The sequence below is a fragment of the Mycobacterium sp. NGS51 genome (assembly GCF_059812525.1).
In genome coordinates, this window is record NZ_JCALCV010000001.1 from 368,689 (window position 1) to 388,887 (window position 20,199).

Below are 20,199 nucleotides of genomic sequence, written 5' to 3' on the forward strand. Positions count from 1 at the left end.
CTATCTACTTCAGGCAGCTGCCCGCGTCGATCGGCAATGTGACACCGGTGATGTAGCGGGACTCGTCGGACGCCAAGAACAGCACGGCGTTGCTGATGTCCTCAGGCTCCACCCAACCGACGGGCAGGGTGTGCATCATCTGCGCGACGACCTTGAGGTCATCTGGACCGGGGTTCTCCAAATCGGGGCGGAACAGCTTCATCGTCGGCTCGTTCATGAACAACGGTGTGTTCACGTTGGTGGGATGCACAGAGTTGACCCGAATCATGTGCTGGCCCAACTCGACAGCGAAGGTCCGCATCAGTCCCACCACGCCGTGCTTGGCAGCCACATAATGACCGGTGTGCGGATATCCCTTCAGTCCGCCCACCGAACTGGTCAAGATGATCGACCCGCCGCGTCCCCCGGCCAGCAGATGCGGCACACCGGCTTTCACGGTCTTCCACACACCGGCGAGGTTGACGTCGATCATGTCCGTCCAGTCTCGTTCGCTGGTCTTGTCCAACGTCGCCCCGCCGTTACCGATCCCGGCGTTAGCGACGATGATGTCCAGCCGACCCAACTGCTCGACACCGGCGTCCACCGCCGCTTTCAGCGCGTCGTAATCGCGCACGTCGACTTCGGCGGTGTAGATGCGGCGGTTTTGACCCTTGACCAGATCGGCCGTCTCGGCCAGATCCTCCGGTGTGGATAGCGGAACCTGGACACTGTCGATCGGCTTGCAGATGTCGACCGCGATGATGTCGGCGCCTTCCTGCGCCAGTCGCACCGCATGCGCCCGGCCCTGACCGCGCGCCGCACCGGTGATGAAGGCGACCTTGCCTTCGACTCGTCCCGCCATCATTACCTCAATTTCTGTTGACGTTGAACCGCTGACATTGAACTGGCTCACCCGATGATCGCCGGCATCGCTTCCCATCCCCGCACTGTGGAGGTCGGAGACAACGTGGCGTTGGTCAGGTCGACATCCCACTCGGGGAAGCGCTTGAGGATCTCCTCCACTGCGATTCGCCCCTCCAGCCGAGCCAGCGCCGAGCCAAGGCAGTAGTGCGTGCCGACACTAAAGGCCAAGTGCTGACGAGCTTCCCGGTGAATGTCGAAAACATCACCGTCGGGCGGAAACTGGCGGTGGTCGCGGTTGGCGGCCCCGATCAGCATCATCATCACGCTGCCCTCGGGTACCGTCTGGCCGTGGAGTTCGACATCACGGGTCACATACCGTGCGACGTGCGGCGCCGGCGGCTCGAAGCGCAGCAGTTCTTCGATAGCCCGTGGAATCAGCGACCTGTCCTCGGCCAGTTGGCGGCGCTGGTCCGGATGCTCCGCGAGAACCTTGCCGGCCCAGCCGATCAGCCGGGTGGTGGTCTCGTTGCCGGCGCCGGCCACCACGTTGACATAGATGAGCAGTTCGTCGCGGGTGAGCCGGCGGGTAGTGCCGGTCTCGTCTTCGAACTCGACGTTCAACAACTCGGTCATGATGTCATCGGACGGGTGCTCCGCTCGCCACTCGATGTACTGAGCGAAAGCCTCACCGGTGTCGAAGCCATCCGAGGCGATCGTCATCGGTTGGCCGACCTCGGTGCGCATGGTGGCATTCGAGCGGTCCCGGATCGCCTCTTGGTCGTCTTCCGGAATACCCAACAGCATTCCGATCACCCGCATCGGCATCTGCGCCCCGAGATCGGCCACGAAGTCGAACCGGTCGGTGCCGATCAGCGGATCCAAACAGCGAGCACAAAAATCTCGGATCTTGTTTTCCAATTCGTTGATCTTACGAGGCGTGAACATCCGTGCCAGCAGCTTGCGATGGATGTCATGCACTGGCGGATCCTCGAAAATCAAGACGCCAGAAGGCATTTCCATGTTGCTCTTGATCAGTTCCAGGATCGCCCCGCGGGCCGAGCTGAAGGTCTGGTAGTCCACCAGAGCGCGGTCGACATCGGTGAACCTGCTCAGCGCGTAGAAGTCGTGCTCGGAGTTGTAGTACAACGGCGATTCTTCGCGCAGCCGGCGAAACATTCCGTAGGGATCGGCATTCAGTTCGGGGTTGTACGGGTCGTAGTAGACGTCACTGGCGGCACTGACTGTCACGGATATCGCCTCTCACGGAACCGTGTTCTCACGGGATCCTGCATCCTGTTGCCCCTGAACTCTGTCATCAGCCGCTACCAGTGTCAATCTCGAATCCGTTTACGGCATCTAAAGTTCTCGCATTGAGAGAATCAAATTCTCAGCAGAGCCGATTGGTGCGATATTCGAACATCGCAATTGCGGCTTCCGGGAACTGGGCAGGGTCAGTGAGCTTGGCCGCCAACGGATTCGGTTGCAGGCGTCATGCGCTGAAGCGCAGCAGCGCTTCCTGTGCATAGGAGGCGACGAGCGAGCCGTCTGCGCTCAGCACGTCGCCGCGGCCAAAGCACCGGCCGTGCGCCAACATCGGACTGTGCTGGCGCAGCAGGAGCCAGTCGTCGGTGCGGAAAGGGCGGTGGAACCACAGCGTATGGCTGGTCACCGCGGAGGTGAACGCGGTCCCATTGCCGCGTTGGTTGAATCCTTTGATCGGCCGCAGCGCCGTCCCGATCAGTGTGAGGTCGGTGGTGTAGGCGGCCAGCGCGGGCGCCAACTCGGTGTCAACTGGCGGCGTGCGCATCCAGAGTTCGAACCGGGGTGGACCGGCGGTGGAGGCGTTGAGATCGTCGGTTGAGCGCGTTTCCCAAGGGATAAGGTCCAATTCGACCCGGTGTCGCTCGTCCAAGACGGGCGGCACGCCCTCAGTGTTCTGGTGATCGGGGCCGTCCTCGGCGGTGTGCATGCAGACCGAGCCAGTGGCCAATGTGCCCCGGGACTGGCCGGCGGTGATCGCCAGTGTCGCGAATGACCGGCCGTCGTGATGACGGGTCAGTTGGTATTGCACCGGTTCGTCGGCGCGACCTTCGCGGGCGAACACTGCATGCAGCGATTTGATGCGCTTGTCCGGGCAGCTCATCATCGCCGCACGGACGAATTGGCCCAGCAGTTGGCCGCCGAAAAGCCGATGGTATTCCAGTTGTTGGTTGCGGCCCTCGAACACGGCTACGTTGGCTTGTCCGGGTTGCTCGCCGTCGCAGACTCGCAGCTTCAAACAGCCGAGCAGGTCCGTCCACAGGTCGGGCACTCAGCTAGTGTAAGTCGAGTTCTCGAATCAAGGTAACTTAATTCTCGGCTGCGAATCCCCGTGAGCAGAAGTCCCACACCTCGTCGGCGGTAATGGGATGCACGGTCGCGTCATCAGAGCCGCCGCTCGATTGTGCGATGAACATCACCGTCTGCATCGTCATTGCGGCCATCCGCCGGGCTGGGACGCCGGCGCGCAGTTGCCCGGCGCCGTCCGCCTCTTCCATCAGCTCGGTCAGCAATGCCAGAAGCGGTGCATGAGCGACTTTGACCTCGGCTGGATGGGAAACCAGCAATCTCGGTGCAAAGTCAGTGAACAACGGCCTTTTAGCGGCGGGATCGGGACGGGATGCCTCGAAGAGCAGCTCGACGGCGACTTTCAACCGCTCGAGTGGGTCGGAGTGATTGGCCGTGGCGGCGCGGATCTGGTCGGCCGACCGACTCAACGCATCCTCGAACAAGGCAAGTAACAGCTCGTGTTTGCCGTCGAACTGCAGGTAGAAGCTGCGCAGCGATTGGCGGGAGCGGTCGACAACCTCTTGAACGGTGAAGTCCGTACTGCCCTTCTCGATGATGATGGCCTGGGCGGCGTCCAGGAAGCGCTGAACGCGCTGGGCCGCGCGCAGTTTCGCGGTTTTGATCGACCGCTCGACCGCCCGTTGCTTCCAGGCCGGCTCTTCGCTCGGACTGGTCACCGACGGCTCGGACGGTTGCCGTGAGGAGAGAACATGGTTGGACTGTACCGGAGAACGCCGTGCCATCGGTGTCTCGCACCCCCTCACGGACGACGTGTCAGAGATTGTAACTTTCTCACCACGAGAATACTATTCTCTTTGCAGTGCTCACGGAAGCAGAAATGTGGAACTGCGGGCGCCGATGCCGAGGAGTACCCGTGAAGCTGACTTTTGATGCCGACGTAGAGGCGTTCCGCTCCGAATTCGTGGCCTTCCTCGATGAGCATCTGCCTGACGAGGCTCAAGCCGGCGAACGGCCTCGCTCGTCGTCGCATGTGCCGGACTGGGCGCGCCGATGGCAGCGGTTGCTGTTCGAGCACGGCTGGCTGCTTCCGGGCAACCCGCCGGAGTTCGGTGGGCGCAACGCCACCGTCCTGCAGCAATACGTACATCTCGAAGAGTTGTCGCGGCGACGTGTCTACCAAAGCTTCAATCCACAGGGAGTCGGCATCATCGCCGCGTCGGTGTTGTCTTTCGGAACCGACGAGCAGAAGCAGCGCTGGGCGGTGCCGATTCTGCAGGCCGACATAACGGCATCGTTGGGGATGAGCGAGCCGGGCGCAGGCTCGGATCTCGCATCGTTGCGGACCCGCGCGGTATTGGACGGGGACCACTTCGTGGTCAGCGGGCAGAAGGTGTGGACGTCCGGCGCTCACGACGCCGACGTGCTGCTGACGTTCGTGCGGACCGACCCCGATGCGCCAAAACACAAGGGAATCAGCGTGTTGCTGATCCCCACCGACACTGCGGGCGTGACGCGCCGGCCCTTCGCGTCGGCGTCGGATCGCGGCGATTTGGATTTCAACGAAGTCTTTTTCAACGACGCGAGGGTGCCCGTCGAAAACCTGGTGGGCCCGCTGAATCAGGGGTGGCGGGTCGCGACGGGCTCGCTGGGCCACGAACGCACGATGCTGTGGCTGGGATACGCCGACCGGCTACGTGAACTGATCGTCGATTATCGACCGTCGGATTCGCTGCAGCGCGACCACTACGCCACCCTGCTCATGGATTCCGAGGCATTGCGACTGCTCGGCTCGGCCGCGCTGGCCCGTGCCGACCGCGGCGAGGAGGACGTACCGGGTCTGTCGGTGCTGAAGCTGTTGGGATCGGAGGCAGTGCAGACCGCATCCGAGCATGCGCTCAATGCCGCGGCCGCTGACGGCCTGCTGCACCCTGACGTCACCGGTCCGTTCGCACCACTGAATTTGGATGCCCATTACGGCAGTTGGTTCGATCGCTACTTCCGTAGCTTCGCCGGGACCATCGCCGGCGGCACCTCGGAGATCCAGCGCAATATCATCGCCCAGCGGGTTTTGGGCTTGCCCCGATAACCCGTGCGAGCGTGCGCAAACCCGGGCAGTAGCGCGGCGTGTCGGCCGGGGACACGCACGCTCGCGCAATTATGTGGTTAGAGGTTTGCCAGCCGCGGCGCGACACCTTTCGCCCGCAGGATGGCGCCAGCCTCGCGGGTGAGTTCGCGTGCGCTGCCGAGCATTCCGTCCAACACCAGCGCGCGCTTCACGTGGCGGTGCAACTCGTGTTCGGCGGTAAAGCCGATACCGCCGAGCACCTGTTGGCAGTGCCGCGCGGTGGTCAGCGCCGCTTGACCGGCCGCGGCCTTGGCCAGCAGCGCACCAAGATCGTCTGGCTCGGCCGAGTCGGCGCGCAGAGTGGCCTCCGCGCCCTCGATCGCGACAAGTGTTTCGGCCAGCCGATGCCGGATCGCCTGGAACGAGGCGACAGGCCGGCCGAACTGCACGCGGTCCAGGGCATGTTGGCGGGCCAGCGACAACATCGCCCGGCTGGCTCCGACCAGCCACCAGCCAAGCGCGCGCCGACCGGCGGCTAGCGGCACCGGAACCCCTTCGGCCACAAGGTGTATCGGTAGGCCTTCACCGAGCGTCGAGGTTTCTTGGTCGGTGCGTTCCCAGCGGATCCAGCAGCCACCCGCGTAGGGCAGCGCCACGGTGTCGCCGCCGCCGCGGCCGGCTTCGCGCAACACGACGTCGTTGAGAATGGGCGCGTGAGCCCCGGTCTCGCCAAGTAGCCGGAACACCAAAGAGACTGCGGCTTCCGGTGTTTCGTCGAGCATGTCCAGCCAGCCGAGGTCGGCCAGCGCCGCATCGAGTTGCTGGCCCGAGACCGCGGTCATGGTCTTGCGGAGCGCATCCTCCATCAGCTCCAACGAGTCGGTGTCCACGCTCACTCCTTGCCCAAGTCCAACAGCCGGCGGGCGATGATGTTGCGCTGGATCTCGGCGGTTCCGCCATAGATGGTCGCCGCGCGTGAATACAGGAATTCGGTACGCCAGTCTGTTTCGTCGAGCTCGACGACACCGGGCAGCAGGTCCCGCGCGGTGTCGTACAGTCGCTGCTCGGCGGTGGCCAGCAAGACCTTGTCGATCGAGGTCTCTGGTCCCAGCCGCGTCCCATCCTCAGCCAACCGATGCTGGGTGGCACGCGAGCGGCAGCGCAGGGTGTGCAACGCCAGATACGCCGAGCCCAAAGCGAAGTCATCCGGGTCGGTTGCATCGGAGATGAGTCGGTCGAATCGCGAATACAGGTAGGCGATTCGCTGCCAAAAGCAGGTCGAGCGTTCATACGGCAGCAGGTCCATCGCCAGCCGCCAGCCGTCACCCGGCGTCCCGAGCATCCGGTCGCCGGGGATCACGACGTCGTCGAAGTACACCTCGCAGAACTCGTCGACCCCGTGCATGGTGCGCAGCGGCCGCACGGTGATGCCCGGCGTATCCATATCGACGAAGAACGCCGTGATGCCGTCATGTCCGGGTGCGGTGCGGGTGAGCAGGATGCAGCGGGTCGAATACTGCGCGAAACTGGTCCAGACCTTCTGCCCGTTGACAACCCAGTGGTCGCCGCTCGGGGCAGCACGGGTGGATAGCGATGCCAGATCGCTGCCTGATCCGGGCTCGGAAAAGCCCTGACACCATTGCTCGCGGCCGGACAGCAGCCGCGGCACCATTTCAGCGGCGAGTTCGGCCGGCGCGTAGTCGATCATCGTCGGCGCCAGCACCTCGACCATCGAGTACGGTCCCGGTTCGGCAAGGCCCCGGCCGACGACCTCTTCACCGACAATCGCGCGAAGCATTGCGGGACCGCCCATTCCGCCGACCTCGACCGGCCACCCGTAGCGCATCCAATTGGCGTCATAGAGCGCGGCGTGGACCCGGGCGAGTTGCCGCATGTGACCTTCGAGCGAATGCTCCGGCCCCGGAGTCAGGTCGTTGTCGTCGAGCCAGGCACGCAGATTTGCCCGGAACTGCTCGACCTTCATGCAGGCGGACGCCCCACCGCGTGCGGGCGGCCCGAGTCGTGCGTGCCGCTACGGCGAATGAAGGTCATTGCGCGGGTCTTCAGCCGCCAACCGTCGGCGGTGCGCAGATACGTGTCGTTGTAATAGCCGATCCGCATGTCGTGGGTGGCGTGGTCGATGAAACACAGCGGTTGGGTGCCGGTCGCAGTATCGCCGGACAACTCGATCGCCGGAGTCGCGGTCAGGAACAAGCCTTTGGGCGCAGCGTCCACCAGCACGGGAAAGCGGTCCAGGGAATAGGTTTCGCCGAATGCGCTGTAGGTACCGTCGGGCGTGAAGACGCCCACCAGCCCGTCGATGTCGCCTTGGGTGATGGTGACCGCGTACCGGGCGAGCAGCTGCTGGATCTCGACAAGGTCGTCAGTTCTTGTTGGCATAGACCTTGCCGCCTTTCATGACGAACTGCACGTTTTGGGTAACCGTGATGTCGGACAACGGATCTCCGGGAACGCCGATCACGTCGGCGAGTAGCCCTTCGGCCAGTCGTCCCCGGTCGGTCACGTTGATGAGGTCGGCCGCGGTGACTGTCGCCGCCCGCAACACCGCCAGCGGTGACATGCCCCATTCGACAAGGGTGACCAGCTCGTCGGCGTTGCGGCCGTGCGGAATTGCCGGCGCGTCGGTGCCCACCGCGATCTTCACCCCGGCTTCGTAGGCAGCCAGCAGCGAGGTGCGTGCCTTCGGGAACATCTCGGCGGCCTTGGCCTGTAACTCCGGCGGCGCCTTGGAGACGTCCATGGCATCGGCCAGGCGCCGGGTGGTCACCAAGAACGTGTCATGGTCGACCAGCGCGGTGATCGCCTCGTCGTCCATCAAAAAGCCGTGCTCAATGCAGTCGATACCCGCCGCGACCGCGTGCCGCACCGCTTCGGCGCCATGGGTGTGGGCCGCTACCCGCAGACCCCTGCGGTGCGCCTCGTCGACGATTGCCCGCAACTCCTCGTCCGAATAGTGCTGCGCGCCAGGCGCTCCGGTCAGCGACATCACTCCACCCGAGCAGCACACCTTGATCAGCTGAGCGCCGTATTTGATTTGGTAGCGAACGGCTTTGCGGACCTCGTCGACGCCGTTGGCGATACCCTCCTCGACGGTCAGGTGCAGCAAGTCCGGGGCGAACGCGGAGAACATCGTGGGGTCCAGATGCCCGCCGGTCGGGGTGATGGCGTGACCGGCCGGAACCACCCGCGGGCCTTCGATCCAACCGGCGTCGATCGCTTTGCCGAGCGCGACGTCGAGCAGGTATCCGCCGGTTTTGACGAACAATCCGAGGTTGCGCACGGTGGTGAAGCCGGCCCGCAGGGTGCGACGGGCGTTGCCGACCGCACGCAGCACCCGGGTCGGCGGGTCGTCCTGGACCGAGGAGGCCAAACCGGTTTCCCCGCGCCCGCCCATCAGGAGGTTGACCTCCATGTCCATCAACCCCGGGAGCAGGATCTGTTCGCCGAGGTCAATCAGGTCACCCTCGGGATCACCGCCGACACTGACGATCCGCTCGCCGTCCACCCGCAGGATGCCGGGACGGACGATCTCGCCGGCGTCGATGTCAAGCAGCCCGGCCGCCTTGAGTGTCAGCACCGTTCAGATCACCGGCTCCCGGATCAGCTCCACCCAGGCCGCACCGCTGTCGGGTACGCGCGGCTGCTTCCACGCTTCGACTGGAAACGACACCATGACCAGCGATTGCATGAGGTGCATCAGACTTCGCGCATCCTCGGGTAGATCGTTGAGGGGGTACTTGTCACAGTAGGCGATCACGTCTTCCAAGCGGGGAAACGCGGCATCGTAAAACGCCTGCAACTCCGGCATCGACGACGCCAGCCGCTTAGCGTAGCGCTCGGGCTCGGTCGCCAGGTCCCAGTCCAAATACGGGTCGAGATCGGTGAATTCAGACGGTAGCGCCATTGCGTTGGTACTCCTTCACGTAGTCACTGGTTGTCTTGTGCAAGTGGCGGATCAAGACTTCCTGGTCGCACAGCAGGAACTCCTTGACGGCCCGGGTGCCGATCATGGTCTGGGTCGCTTCCAGCGTGTTGGCGTCCTGTAACGCGTACTCCTTGAACGTCACTGCGGCCAACTCCTGAGCCAGGCGTTCTCGTGCGTTGCGCGGCGGAACGAAATACAGTGTGCACTCGAAGATGTGCTTGTCCACCGCGGTCGGCCAGTAGTGATAGGTCAGGAACCAGCCCGGCTCCCAGATCAGCAGCATGAAGTTCGGATAGAACAGCCACGAGTCGATGCCCCACTGCGGCACCCTTTTCACGTTGACACCCGGCGGCAGCTCCAGGTTCTCGATGATCTCCGGCTTGTCCCACGGGCCGAACAATCCGCTGCGCAACACCTGGTCCATCGGCTTGACCATGGACATGTCCGGGGGCGGTGCCTGGCCACCCCAGGTGGACTGCAGGTTGTGCGGGCCGGCCAATTCGTAGTGCAGTGCTTCATAGCCGAACTTCTGGATCTTGGCGGCTTCCTCCTTGGTGTACTGCCCCTGGTGCAGGATCGGCGCGTGGTAAAACTCGATGAACGCGTCGATGAACAGCTTCCAGTTGCTGCCAACCTCGGCCCGGTAGGAATAGGCCTCGGTCATCTCGCTGAAGGGGTAGCCCTCGATGCTCTTGGCCAGCGGTCCGAGGTAGTCGATCAGCGGAGCCGCGTTGTCGTCGAAGTTGATGAAGATGAAGCCTTCCCACACCTCGCAGCGGACGGGAGCCAGCCCGTAGTCGCCCTTGTCGACGTCGAAGAACTCGTCCTCCTGCTGGATAAAGGTCAGGTCACCGTCGAGGTTGTAACGCCAAGCGTGGTACTTGCAGGTGAACTGCCGGCAGGTGCCGGAGGTCTCTTCGTTGGGAAAGTCGTTCCACACCAGCTTGTTTCCGCGGTGGCGGCAGACGTTGTGATACGCCTTAACGGACCCGTCCTTGGTCTTGACGACGATCACCGATGTGCCTTGCCCCGCTGAGGGTAGTTCCCTAGTGAAGTAGCTGCCTGTGCGTGGTAGGCGGTTGACTCTTCCGACATTGAGCCACATCCGTTTGAACACCGCTTCACGCTCGGCTTCGAAGAATGCCTGATCGATCGAGTCGCTGTAATCGACCGGTGCGGTGCCCAGTTCCGGATAGTTCTCGGTCCAGCTGCCGGCAGCAGGCTTGGTGAAATGTGGCACGATTTTACCTTTCTTGTTCCACTTCGACGCCAAAGGTGTTCAGGCCCATCGCCAGCGCGGTGTAGCCACCGATCGTGAAAATCAGGTCCATCCGCTGCCGCTCATCGAGCCGCTCAGACAGCGCCGCCCAGGTGGCATCCGACAGGTTGGTCTTCTCGTCGAGCTCGTCGACTGCAGTCAGGACCGCACGGTCGAACTCGTCGCGCGGGTCGCCGGACTGGATAGCGGCGATATCGGCGTCGGATAGTCCGGTCCGCTTGCCGATGGTGACGTGATGGATCCATTCGTATTCACAGCCGCGTCGATGCGCGACTCGCAGGATGGCCTGCTCCCGGACACGTTCGGGCAGCGTCGATCCGTACAGCAGGTAGACGCTGAACCGTAAGAACGCGCGGGTGAGTTCGGGGTGGTGCACCAGCGTGGCCAGGAGGTTTCCCGCGTCGTCGGGGTTTCGTCGTTCCTCGGGCAGCATGCCCGCCACCGCATGCCGGACAGCGTCGTCCCACTGATCCGCCGGCAGCGGGGACAGACGCATAGCAGCCTCCTCAATGTGGAGAATCATATTCTCATATTTGACCAATAGATTTCCATGATCCCTCGGATTGGTCAATACCGGCAAAAAAGGTGGTGGTCACCTGCAGAAACACCATCGGCGGCGGCGGTGCTCCGGACGTCTCGGCGACGCGCGGCGTACGTAGGGGGTAGCCTGAAGATGTTGATTCTCGCGATCTGAGAAGCTAATTTCCATAGCGGGGCCTCACCCGCCTCGCCTGCCATGGCCCGAGGTATCCGAGGGAAAGGACCAACCGGTGAACAAAGACGACATGATCCTGATCAGCGTCGACGACCACATTGTTGAGCCACCCGACATGTTCAAGAACCACTTGGCCAAGAAGTACGCCGACGATGCGCCGCGCCTGGTGCACAACCCGGACGGCTCGGATACCTGGCAGTTCCGCGACACTGTGATCCCGAATGTCGCGCTGAACGCGGTGGCCGGCCGGCCCAAGGAGGAGTACGGGATCGAGCCGACTGGTCTGGACGAGATCCGCAAGGGCTGTTACAACGTCGACGAGCGGGTCAAAGACATGAACGCCGGCGGGATCCTGGGCTCGATCTGTTTTCCGTCCTTCCCCGGTTTCGCCGGGCGGCTGTTTGCCACCGAAGACCCGGAATTCTCGCTGGCGTTGGTGCAGGCCTACAACGACTGGCACATCGACGAGTGGTGCGGGGCCTATCCGGCCCGGTTCATTCCGATGGCGCTGCCGGTGATTTGGGATGCCGAGAAGTGCGCCGACGAGGTCAGGCGGGTGTCCAAGAAGGGAGTGCACGCGCTGACCTTCACCGAAAACCCGGCGGCGATGGGGTACCCGAGCTTCCACGACGAGTACTGGAATCCGCTGTGGAAGGCGTTGTGCGACACCAACACCGTACTCAATGTGCACATCGGGTCCTCGGGCAGGCTGGCGATCACCGCACCCGATGCGCCGATGGACGTGATGATCACCCTGCAGCCGATGAACATTGTGCAGGCTGCGGCAGACCTGTTGTGGTCCAAGCCGATCAAGGAGTATCCCGACCTCAAGGTCGCACTGTCGGAGGGCGGCACCGGCTGGATTCCGTACTTCTTGGAGCGTGTGGATCGTACCTTCGAGATGCACTCGACGTGGACCCATCAGAACTTCGGCGGCAAGGTGCCGAGTGAGGTTTTCCGGGAGCATTTCCTGACGTGCTTCATCAGCGACCCGGTCGGCGTACAGCTGCGCAACATGATCGGCATCGACAACATCTGCTGGGAGGCCGACTACCCGCACAGCGACTCGATGTGGCCAGGGGCGCCCGAAGAGCTTTGGGATGTCTTGTCCGTCAACAACGTGCCGGACGACGAGATCAACAAGGTGACCCACGAAAACGCGATGCGCTGGTACTCGTTCGACCCGTTCAGCCACATTCCCCGGGAGCAGGCGACGGTCGGCGCGCTGCGTAAGGCCGCCGAGGGACACGATGTCTCGATTCAGGCACTCAGTCAGCACAAAGACCGGTCGGGCTCGTCGTTCGCCGACTTTGCCGCCAACGCCAAAGCGCTTACCGGCAACAAGGACTGAGCACGCCGCCGGAATGCAACTGCGCGGGGGATGTCGCCCGCTGGCGAGCAGACGCAGAATCGCATCTTTCGGCCGGGAATCGTGCGATTTTGCGTCTGCTCGCGATAGATGAAGAGGAGAGCCGTGGCGGGAATGAGCTTCGAGCTGACCGACGACCAGGAGCTGATCCGCAAGTCGGTCGCCGAACTGGCTTCCAAGTTCGACGACCACTACTGGATGGAAAAAGACCAGGCGCACGAGTTTCCGACCGAGTTCTACCAGGCGATCGCCAGTGGCGGCTGGCTCGGGATGACGATCCCCGAGCAGTACGGCGGCCACGGCTTGGGCATCACCGAAGCGACGCTGCTGGCTGAGGAAGTCGCCAAGTCCGGCGGTGGAATGAACGCAGCCAGCTCGATTCACCTGTCGATCTTCGGCATGCATCCGGTGGTGGTGCACGGTTCCGACGAACTGAAAGCCCGCACGTTACCCCGGGTTGCGACGGGCGAACTGCACGTGTGCTTCGGGGTGACCGAACCCGGTGCCGGACTGGACACCTCACGGATCACCACCTTCGCCAAGCGAGACGGTGACCACTATGTGGTCAACGGCCGAAAAGTCTGGATCTCCAAAGCGATCGAATCACAGAAGATCCTGCTTCTGACCCGGACCCAGCACTACGACGAGGTCAGCAAGAAGACCGACGGGATGACCCTGTTTCTCACCGACCTGGACCGCAGCCGGGTCGACATCCGGCCGATCCGCAAAATGGGCCGCAACGCCGTCAGCTCCAACGAGCTGTTCATCGACGACCTGCGCATTCCGGTGCAGGATCGAGTCGGCGAGGAGGGCAAAGGCTTTCAGTACATTCTCGACGGCCTGAACCCGGAGCGGATGCTGATCGCCGCCGAGGCCCTCGGCATCGGCCGGGTCGCGCTGGAGAAGGCGGTGAAGTACGGCAACGAACGCCATGTCTTCGACCGACCGATCGGCATGAACCAGGGCATCCAATTCCCGTTGGCCGACTCGCTGGCAAGGCTCGACGCCGCCGAGCTGATGCTGCGCAAGGCCACGTGGCTCTACGACAACGGCAAGTCGTGCGGGCGAGAAGCCAATACCGCCAAATACCTTTGCGCCGACGCCGGTTTCACCGCCGCCGACCGCGCGCTGCAAACCCACGGCGGCATGGGGTATTCGGAGGAGTACCACGTGTCGCGGTACTTCAGGGAGGCCAGGCTGATGAAGATCGCACCGGTCAGTCAGGAGATGATCCTGAACTTTCTCGGCTCGCACGTGCTCGGATTGCCGAGGAGCTACTGATGGGCCGGTATTTCGACCTGTCCGGCCGCGCAGCGCTGGTGACCGGCGCCGCGGGCGGCATCGGCTCTGCGGTCGCCAAGGCGCTGGCCGACGCCGGAGCGGCAGTACTTGTCACCGATGTGGACAAAGACGCGGCAGCCGCGGTGGCAGAGCAGATTTCGGCATCGGGAGGACGAGCCGAATCTGCTGCGCTGGACGTGTCGGATCGCGAGTCCGCCGACGCAGCCGCAGCGCAAGCGGCCGCGCTGGCTGACGGCACGCTGCACATCCTGGTGAACAACGCGGGCGTGACCCGGCCGGCGATGTTCGAGAAGACCTCCCAAGAGTCGTTCCGGTTGCTGTTCGACATCCATGTGATGGGCGCCTTCAACTGCACGCAGGCGGCCATGCCGCGCATCCCCACCGACGGGACCGGGCGCGTCATCAACGTCACGTCGGCGGCCGGACTGACCGGCACGCTCGGCCAGGTCAACTATTCGGCCGCCAAGGCCGGCACCATCGGGTTCACCAAATCGCTTGCCCGCGAACTCGCCACCAAAAATATCCTGGTCAATGCGCTGGCGCCGCTGGCGGCGACGCCGATGACCGAAACCATCCGCACCAACGAGAAGTTCGCGGCCAACATGCGCAACCGCATCCCGCTGCGGCGCTGGGCCGAGCCGGAGGAGGTAGCCGGGGCGTTCGTGTTCCTCGCATCGGATGCCGCTTCCTACATCACCGGGCAAGTGCTGCCCGTGGACGGCGGAATGGTGATGTAATGCCGGACTCTGCGGCGCCGCTGGCCGGTGTCACCGTTGTGGCGTTGGAACAGGCCGTCTCCGCGCCGATGTGCACCCGGGTACTGGCCGATTTCGGTGCGCGGGTCATCAAGGTGGAAAACCCCAAGGGGGGAGATTTCGCCCGCTACTACGACGACGTCGTCAACGGGCTGGCCGCACACTTCGTGTGGGCCAACCGCGGCAAGGAATCCGTCACCCTGAACTTGAAAACGGCTGCCGGACTGGATATTTTGCACCGGCTGCTGGAGCAGGCTGACGTTTTGGTGTCCAACCTCGCGCCGGGATCGACCGCCCGGCTGGGCATTGCCCCCGATGACCTGGCCCAGCGGCACCCGCAGGTGATCGCCGTCGAAATCGACGGCTACGGCTCGGGCGGGCCGTTGTCGCACAAGCGGGCCTACGACTTGTTGGCCCAAGCCGAATCCGGGGCGTGCGCGGTCACCGGCTCTGCGGGCGCGCCGGCCAAGCCCGGGCCGCCGGTGGCCGATATCAGCACCGGGCTGTACTCGGCGATTTCGATTCTGGCCCTGCTGTATTCGCGTCATGACGGCCGTGCCGTGAGCAACGCGGTGAGCGTGAGCCTGTTCGACACCATGACCGACCTGATGGGCTACCCGCTGACCTACACCCAGCATTCCGGCATCGACCAGCAGCCGCTGGGCATGAGCTCACCGGCGGTGGCCCCCTACGGCGCCTACCGCACCGCCGACGGACAGACTGTGGTGCTGGGGACCACCAACGACCAGGAATGGCAACGACTTTCCCGCGAGATCCTGCAGCGCCACGACTTGGCTGATGACCAGCGGTTTGCTTCCAACGCCGGGCGGGTTGCCCACCGAGCCATCCTCGACGAGGCCATCGGCGGCTGGTGTGCAACTCGCGATCTGGAACATGTGCAAAAGACCGCCGACGCCGCCGGGATCGGCAATGCACGTTACAACCTGCCCAGCGAGGTGCTGGCGCATCCACAGCTGAGCGAGAGAGACCGCTGGCAACAAGTCGACACACCCGCGGGCCCCATTGCGGCCCTGCTGCCTCCGCCCGTCGTCTCCGGCTATCGCCCCGCAATGGGTGCGGTACCCGGGCTCGGACAGCACACCGACGCGGTATTGGCCGAACTGGGCATCGTCGATGACGAGATCACTGCGCTGCGTGGGCAAGGCGCCATCGGAGCGGCCTACCGCTGATGTCTGATGAGCCTGTGCTGCTATGCAGCGACCGCAATGGCGTCCGGACGCTGACGCTGAACCGCCCGCGCCGCAAAAATGCGATCAACCGTGAGTTGTGGATTGCATTGGCGGAGGCCCTGACGGCCGCGCGAAACAACCGCGGGGTGCGTGCGGTCATCATCACCGGCGCCGGCGGCGCGTTCTGCTCGGGCGCTGACATCTCCAGCCCCGATGGCGGCCATCCCACCTACAAATTGCGACTGCTCACCGACGTGGCGCTGGCGCTGCATGAACTGCCGGTGCCCACGATTGCCAAGGTCACCGGCGTGGCCGTGGGCGCCGGGTGGAACCTGGCGCTGGGCTGCGACTTCGTGGTGGCTACGCCGGAATCCAGCTTCTGCCAAATCTTTTCCAAGCGTGGACTATCCCTGGATCTCGGCGGCTCCTGGTTACTGCCCAAAATCGTCGGGCTACAACAGGCCAAGCGGCTGGCGCTGTTGGCTGAAACCATCGACGCCGAGGAAGCCCGAGCCCAGAGCCTGGTGACGTGGGTGGTCGCCGCGGCAGAGATCGACACCTACGTCACCGATCTGGCCGACCGCCTGGCGGCCGGCCCGCAGATCGCGCTGGCACACAGCAAGGCGCTGCTGAACGAGGGCGCCGATGCGACCCTGCGTGACGCGTTGGCCAATGAAGCCCGTGCGCAGGTGGTCAACTTCGCCACGGCTGATGCCGCCGAGGCCTATGCCGCGTTCGCCGAACGACGGGAGCCGTCGTTTACTGGTCGGTGGGCAGTTTCGAGATCGGAGCAGACAGATGCGTGAAACAGTCATCGTCGAGGCGGTGCGTACCCCGGTCGGCAAACGCAACGGGGCACTGTCGGGGATGCACGCCGCCGACCTGTCGGCGATCGTGCTCAATGAATTGGTGCAACGCAGCGGCATCGATCCCGAGATCGTCGACGACGTGGTGTGGGGTTGCGTATCGCAGATCGGTGACCAGTCCAGCAACATCGGTCGCTACGCGGTACTGGCCGCGGGCTGGCCGGAGAGCATTCCGGGAACCACGATCAACCGGGCGTGTGGCTCTAGCCAGCAGGCCCTCGATTTCGCCGTACAGGCGGTGATGTCGGGCCAGCAGGACGTCGTCGTGGCCGGCGGCGTGGAGGTGATGAGCCGGGTGCCGCTGGGCGCAGCCCGAGCCACCGGAATGCCGTATGGACCCAAAGTCCTTGAGCGTTATGGTGATTTCTCCTTCAACCAGGGGCTGTCTGCGGAGATGATCGCCAAGAAGTGGGGCTTTTCCCGGACCCGGCTCGACGAGTACTCGGCGCGGTCGCACGAACTTGCCGCCGCCGCCCAGGACAGCGGCGCCTTTGACGCCCAGATTGTGCCGGTGTTCGTCGACGACACCGCGGTCACCCAGGACGAGGGCGTGCGGCGGGGGACCAGCGTGGAGAAACTCGCCGCGCTCAAGCCGGCCTTCGTCGACGACGGAGTGATCCATGCCGGCAACTCGTCGCAGATCTCCGACGGCGCTGCGGCACTGCTGGTCACCACATCAGCAACCGCGCTCGAACTCGGCCTGACCCCGCTGGTGCGCTACCGGGCCGGCGCGGTGACCGGGGCCGATCCGGTGCTGATGCTGACCGGTCCCATTCCCGCCACCGAGAAGGTCTTGGCCAAAGCCGGCGTCTCGGTCGCCGACGTCGGTGTGTTCGAGGTGAACGAGGCATTCGCCCCGGTGCCGCTGGCGTGGCTGGCGGAAACCGGCGCCGACACCCAGCGGCTCAATCCGCTCGGCGGCGCGATCGCGCTGGGACACCCACTGGGCGCGTCCGGCGCGGTGCTGATGACCCGAATGGCACATCACATGCGCGACAACGGTATTCGTTATGGATTGCAGACCATGTGTGAGGGCGGCGGTACCGCCAACGCCACCCTGGTGGAACTGGTGGCCTGAGCATGCGTCGAGAGCTGTTCACCGAAGACCACGAGGCGTTTCGGCAATTGGCCCGCGATTTCGTGGACAAAGAGATCGAACCGCACTACGCCGACTGGGAGAAAGCCGGTCGGATGCCGCGCGAGATCTTCGAAAAGCTCGGCGCGCTGGGCATGTTGGGCATGGCCATCCCCGAGGAATACGGCGGCTCGGGCCTGCCCGACTACCGCTACAACGTCATCCTGCAGGAGGAAGCCGCCCGCGCTCTGGTCACCATGGGTACCGTCCGCACCCAGCTGGAAGTGATCCTGCCCTACTTCCTGCACTACGCCAACGACGAGCAACGGCAGCGCTGGTTTCCCGGTCTTGCCGCCGGCACCCTGTTGACGGCGGTCGCGATGACCGAACCGGGCACCGGCTCCGACCTGGCCGGTATCCGCACCACCGCCGTACGCGACGGCGACGACTACGTCGTCAACGGCGCCAAGACCTTCATCACCGGCGGTCTGCTGGCCGACCTGGTCATCGTGGTCGCCCGGACGTCGACCGATCCTGACAACCGCCGGCGTGGGCTGACGTTGCTGGTGGTCGAGGACGGGATGCCCGGCTTCGTCAAGGGCCGCGCGCTGGACAAGATGGGCTGCCGGGTTCAGGACACCGCCGAACTGTCGTTCACCGACGTCCGGGTGCCGGTGTCCAATCGGCTCGGCGAGGAGGGCGAGGCGTTCGGCTACCTCGGCCACAACCTGCCCCAGGAGCGGATGACTGTCGCCATCGGGTCGGTGGCCCAAGCCCGCGCGGCCGTCGCCGCGACAATCGACTACGTCAAGCAGCGCAAGGCATTCGGCACGCCGGTCGCGTCGTTTCAGAACACCAAGTTCGAGTTGGCCGCAATGTCCGCTGAGATCGAGGCCGCGCAGACGATGGTCGACCGCGCGACGGCCGAACTGGTCACCGGCGAGTTGTCGGGATCCGACGCGGCCAAGGTGAAGCTGTTCTGTACCGAGATGCAGGGCCGCGTCGTCGACCGTTGCCTGCAACTGTTCGGCGGCTACGGCTACATGATGGAGTATCCGATCGCCCGGCTCTACACCGATGCGCGCGTGGCCCGCATCTATGCCGGAACGAGCGAAGTGATGAAGGTGATCATCGCGAAGTCACTCGGTCTGTGACAGGCGCTGCCAACCTCCTGCACTGAGACCCTTGTCACAACGCGCAAACCAACCTACTGTGTGTTCACTAGGTTGGTTGGTGGCGACCCGCTGCGCCCGGCTCCGCCGCGCTGGCGATCACCACCGGTTGGTTGAACCGAAGGAGTCCGGTGCCGGAGACACGGCCTTACGACACGCTGCTGGCCAAAGGCGAAGACCGCAAACAGCGGATCCTCAAGGTCGCGCAGCGGCTGCTGACCCGCAACGGGTGGCGCAACACCACATTGGCCCAGATCGCCGGTGAAGCCGGTGTCAGCCCGGCTGGCTTGCTGCACCATTTCGAATCCAAAGACCAGCTGCTGCACGCGGTGGTCGATGTCCGCGATGCCGACGACGACGCCCACGCGGACCGGGCCGGCGACCTGATTGCCGAAATCGCAGCGGTCGCCGACCGCTTTTACCGGTCACCGGAGCTGGTGGGCACCTACACCGTGCTGCTGGCCGAAAACATGGATCCCGATGCGCCCCTGCATGACCGCCTGCTCAGCAGATACCAGGACGCCGTCGAGATCGTCACCGCTCTCATCCGGCAGGGTCAGCAGACCGGCCAATTTCGGATGGATATGGACGTCGCCGTCAAGGCAGTGCAAATTCTCGCCTTCATCACCGGAATGGAGACCACATGGTTGCTCGATCCTTCGATACCGCTGACCGAAGTGTTCAAGGAGTACGCGGAGTCGCTGGCCCGCGACATGACGCCGCCGAGCACGACATGAGGTACCGACTCGACGTCGTCGCGGCGAACGTCATCGACGTGGTGCGGTTCGCCGGCGGTTGGCTGTTCGACCGGGCAATGGCCGGATGGGATGTGACGGTCCTGGTCGCCGACCATTCCGATGAACGGCCACTACAGATTCTCGGTGCCCAGGTCATCGACCTCGAACATGCGTTGGCCACGGTGGGGCACCGTCCGGTTCCGCAAACCCTGGCAGCCGCCGCCGATCTCATCGGATGCGATTCCCGGGTTCGCCAGGGCGTGCTGCAGGCCCTGGATGCCGGCGCCACCGAAGTCACCCTGTGGGGTGAGACGTGGCCGGCCGAACTGAACGACAGTGTCGGTCTGGTCCATCACCGGCTGAGCGCGGCGGCACAGGCATTCAAAGCCCAGGCCCTCGCGGCAGGCTCGGTAGGAGAGGGAATCGGGCTGGTCGAGACCTTCCGCACCGGCGTGATGGCCTGCCCGTCGGTCGCTGCGGACTTGGTCCCGGCCAGCTGAGCCCGGCCTCCGCCGGCGGGGATCCGGCGCCTGGCACCCCGGGTGCCGCGCCGTGCATTGAGATCGACCACGGTAGCCCACGTTGACGCTGGCGAC

21 protein-coding genes are annotated in these 20,199 nt (G+C 64.3%); 10 read left to right on the forward strand and 11 right to left on the reverse strand.

Annotated elements, in window-relative coordinates:
• Positions 1–4: 4 nt before the first annotated feature.
• The 4 genes from AC5Y5W_RS01910 to AC5Y5W_RS01925 form a co-directional block, all read right to left on the reverse strand.
• A complete protein-coding gene (locus AC5Y5W_RS01910; protein WP_500008857.1) occupies positions 5–841 on the reverse strand; it encodes a mycofactocin-coupled SDR family oxidoreductase in 837 nt (278 codons plus the stop codon).
• Between the two features lie 47 nt (positions 842–888).
• Entirely contained in the window at positions 889–2,091 is a 1,203-nt protein-coding gene (locus tag AC5Y5W_RS01915; protein WP_500008795.1) for a cytochrome P450, read from the reverse strand.
• A gap of 241 nt (positions 2,092–2,332) precedes the next feature.
• Complete coding sequence (locus tag AC5Y5W_RS01920) at positions 2,333–3,154, reverse strand: acyl-CoA thioesterase (protein WP_500008796.1); 822 nt, start codon at positions 3,152–3,154, stop codon at positions 2,333–2,335.
• 37 nt (positions 3,155–3,191) lie between these two features.
• On the reverse strand, positions 3,192–3,848 hold the full coding sequence (locus tag AC5Y5W_RS01925) for a TetR/AcrR family transcriptional regulator (protein ID WP_500008797.1): 657 nt from the start codon (positions 3,846–3,848) through the stop codon (positions 3,192–3,194).
• Between the two features lie 197 nt (positions 3,849–4,045).
• Between AC5Y5W_RS01925 and AC5Y5W_RS01930 the strand changes: the two genes are divergently transcribed.
• A complete protein-coding gene (locus AC5Y5W_RS01930) occupies positions 4,046–5,218 on the forward strand; it encodes an acyl-CoA dehydrogenase family protein (RefSeq protein WP_500008798.1) in 1,173 nt (390 codons plus the stop codon).
• Positions 5,219–5,295: 77 nt separating this feature from the next.
• Here AC5Y5W_RS01930 and AC5Y5W_RS01935 read toward each other — a convergent pair whose 3' ends face one another.
• The 7 genes from AC5Y5W_RS01935 to AC5Y5W_RS01965 are packed head-to-tail and all read right to left on the reverse strand — an operon-like array spanning position 5,296 to position 10,918.
• Positions 5,296–6,063 carry an acyl-CoA dehydrogenase family protein gene (locus tag AC5Y5W_RS01935; RefSeq protein ID WP_500008858.1) on the reverse strand — a complete coding sequence of 256 codons (768 nt, stop codon included), beginning with the start codon at positions 6,061–6,063 and terminating at the stop codon, positions 5,296–5,298.
• 26 nt (positions 6,064–6,089) lie between these two features.
• Positions 6,090–7,181: an acyl-CoA dehydrogenase family protein gene (locus tag AC5Y5W_RS01940; RefSeq protein WP_500008799.1), complete on the reverse strand. Its 1,092-nt coding sequence runs from the start codon at positions 7,179–7,181 to the stop codon at positions 6,090–6,092.
• Positions 7,178–7,597 (reverse strand): nuclear transport factor 2 family protein, encoded by a 420-nt coding sequence (locus AC5Y5W_RS01945; protein WP_500008800.1) that lies wholly within the window; start codon positions 7,595–7,597, stop codon positions 7,178–7,180. Before AC5Y5W_RS01945 ends, AC5Y5W_RS01940 begins: the two co-directional genes overlap by 4 nt.
• Positions 7,581–8,795: a metal-dependent hydrolase family protein gene (locus AC5Y5W_RS01950; protein WP_500008801.1), complete on the reverse strand. Its 1,215-nt coding sequence runs from the start codon at positions 8,793–8,795 to the stop codon at positions 7,581–7,583. Before AC5Y5W_RS01950 ends, AC5Y5W_RS01945 begins: the two co-directional genes overlap by 17 nt.
• A gap of 3 nt (positions 8,796–8,798) precedes the next feature.
• Positions 8,799–9,122, reverse strand: a complete 324-nt coding sequence (locus AC5Y5W_RS01955; protein WP_500008802.1) for a hypothetical protein — start codon at positions 9,120–9,122, stop codon at positions 8,799–8,801.
• Positions 9,106–10,383: an aromatic ring-hydroxylating oxygenase subunit alpha gene (locus AC5Y5W_RS01960; RefSeq protein WP_500008803.1), complete on the reverse strand. Its 1,278-nt coding sequence runs from the start codon at positions 10,381–10,383 to the stop codon at positions 9,106–9,108. The genes AC5Y5W_RS01955 and AC5Y5W_RS01960 overlap by 17 nt, the downstream gene beginning before the upstream one ends.
• A gap of 4 nt (positions 10,384–10,387) precedes the next feature.
• Entirely contained in the window at positions 10,388–10,918 is a 531-nt protein-coding gene (locus AC5Y5W_RS01965) for a carboxymuconolactone decarboxylase family protein (protein WP_500008804.1), read from the reverse strand.
• A 274-nt stretch (positions 10,919–11,192) separates the two neighbouring features.
• Here AC5Y5W_RS01965 and AC5Y5W_RS01970 point away from each other — a divergent pair, with 274 nt between their 5' ends.
• The 9 genes from AC5Y5W_RS01970 (at position 11,193) to AC5Y5W_RS02010 (ending at position 20,103) form a co-directional block, all read left to right on the forward strand.
• The gene (locus tag AC5Y5W_RS01970; protein WP_500008805.1) at positions 11,193–12,488 is read left to right on the forward strand and encodes an amidohydrolase family protein; all 1,296 of its coding nucleotides are present in this window, start codon (positions 11,193–11,195) and stop codon (positions 12,486–12,488) included.
• Between the two features lie 132 nt (positions 12,489–12,620).
• Positions 12,621–13,787 (forward strand): acyl-CoA dehydrogenase family protein, encoded by a 1,167-nt coding sequence (locus tag AC5Y5W_RS01975; RefSeq protein ID WP_500008806.1) that lies wholly within the window; start codon positions 12,621–12,623, stop codon positions 13,785–13,787.
• Entirely contained in the window at positions 13,787–14,545 is a 759-nt protein-coding gene (locus AC5Y5W_RS01980) for an SDR family NAD(P)-dependent oxidoreductase (protein ID WP_500008807.1), read from the forward strand. Before AC5Y5W_RS01975 ends, AC5Y5W_RS01980 begins: the two co-directional genes overlap by 1 nt.
• Entirely contained in the window at positions 14,545–15,753 is a 1,209-nt protein-coding gene (locus AC5Y5W_RS01985) for a CaiB/BaiF CoA transferase family protein (protein WP_500008808.1), read from the forward strand. Before AC5Y5W_RS01980 ends, AC5Y5W_RS01985 begins: the two co-directional genes overlap by 1 nt.
• Entirely contained in the window at positions 15,753–16,559 is an 807-nt protein-coding gene (locus AC5Y5W_RS01990) for an enoyl-CoA hydratase/isomerase family protein (RefSeq protein ID WP_500008809.1), read from the forward strand. Before AC5Y5W_RS01985 ends, AC5Y5W_RS01990 begins: the two co-directional genes overlap by 1 nt.
• The gene (locus AC5Y5W_RS01995; protein ID WP_500008811.1) at positions 16,552–17,697 is read left to right on the forward strand and encodes a thiolase family protein; all 1,146 of its coding nucleotides are present in this window, start codon (positions 16,552–16,554) and stop codon (positions 17,695–17,697) included. The genes AC5Y5W_RS01990 and AC5Y5W_RS01995 overlap by 8 nt, the downstream gene beginning before the upstream one ends.
• A gap of 2 nt (positions 17,698–17,699) precedes the next feature.
• Positions 17,700–18,848 (forward strand): acyl-CoA dehydrogenase family protein, encoded by a 1,149-nt coding sequence (locus tag AC5Y5W_RS02000; RefSeq protein WP_500008812.1) that lies wholly within the window; start codon positions 17,700–17,702, stop codon positions 18,846–18,848.
• A 149-nt stretch (positions 18,849–18,997) separates the two neighbouring features.
• Positions 18,998–19,603, forward strand: a complete 606-nt coding sequence (locus tag AC5Y5W_RS02005; protein WP_500008813.1) for a TetR/AcrR family transcriptional regulator — start codon at positions 18,998–19,000, stop codon at positions 19,601–19,603.
• Entirely contained in the window at positions 19,600–20,103 is a 504-nt protein-coding gene (locus AC5Y5W_RS02010; RefSeq protein ID WP_500008814.1) for a hypothetical protein, read from the forward strand. Before AC5Y5W_RS02005 ends, AC5Y5W_RS02010 begins: the two co-directional genes overlap by 4 nt.
• Positions 20,104–20,199: the final 96 nt, after the last annotated feature.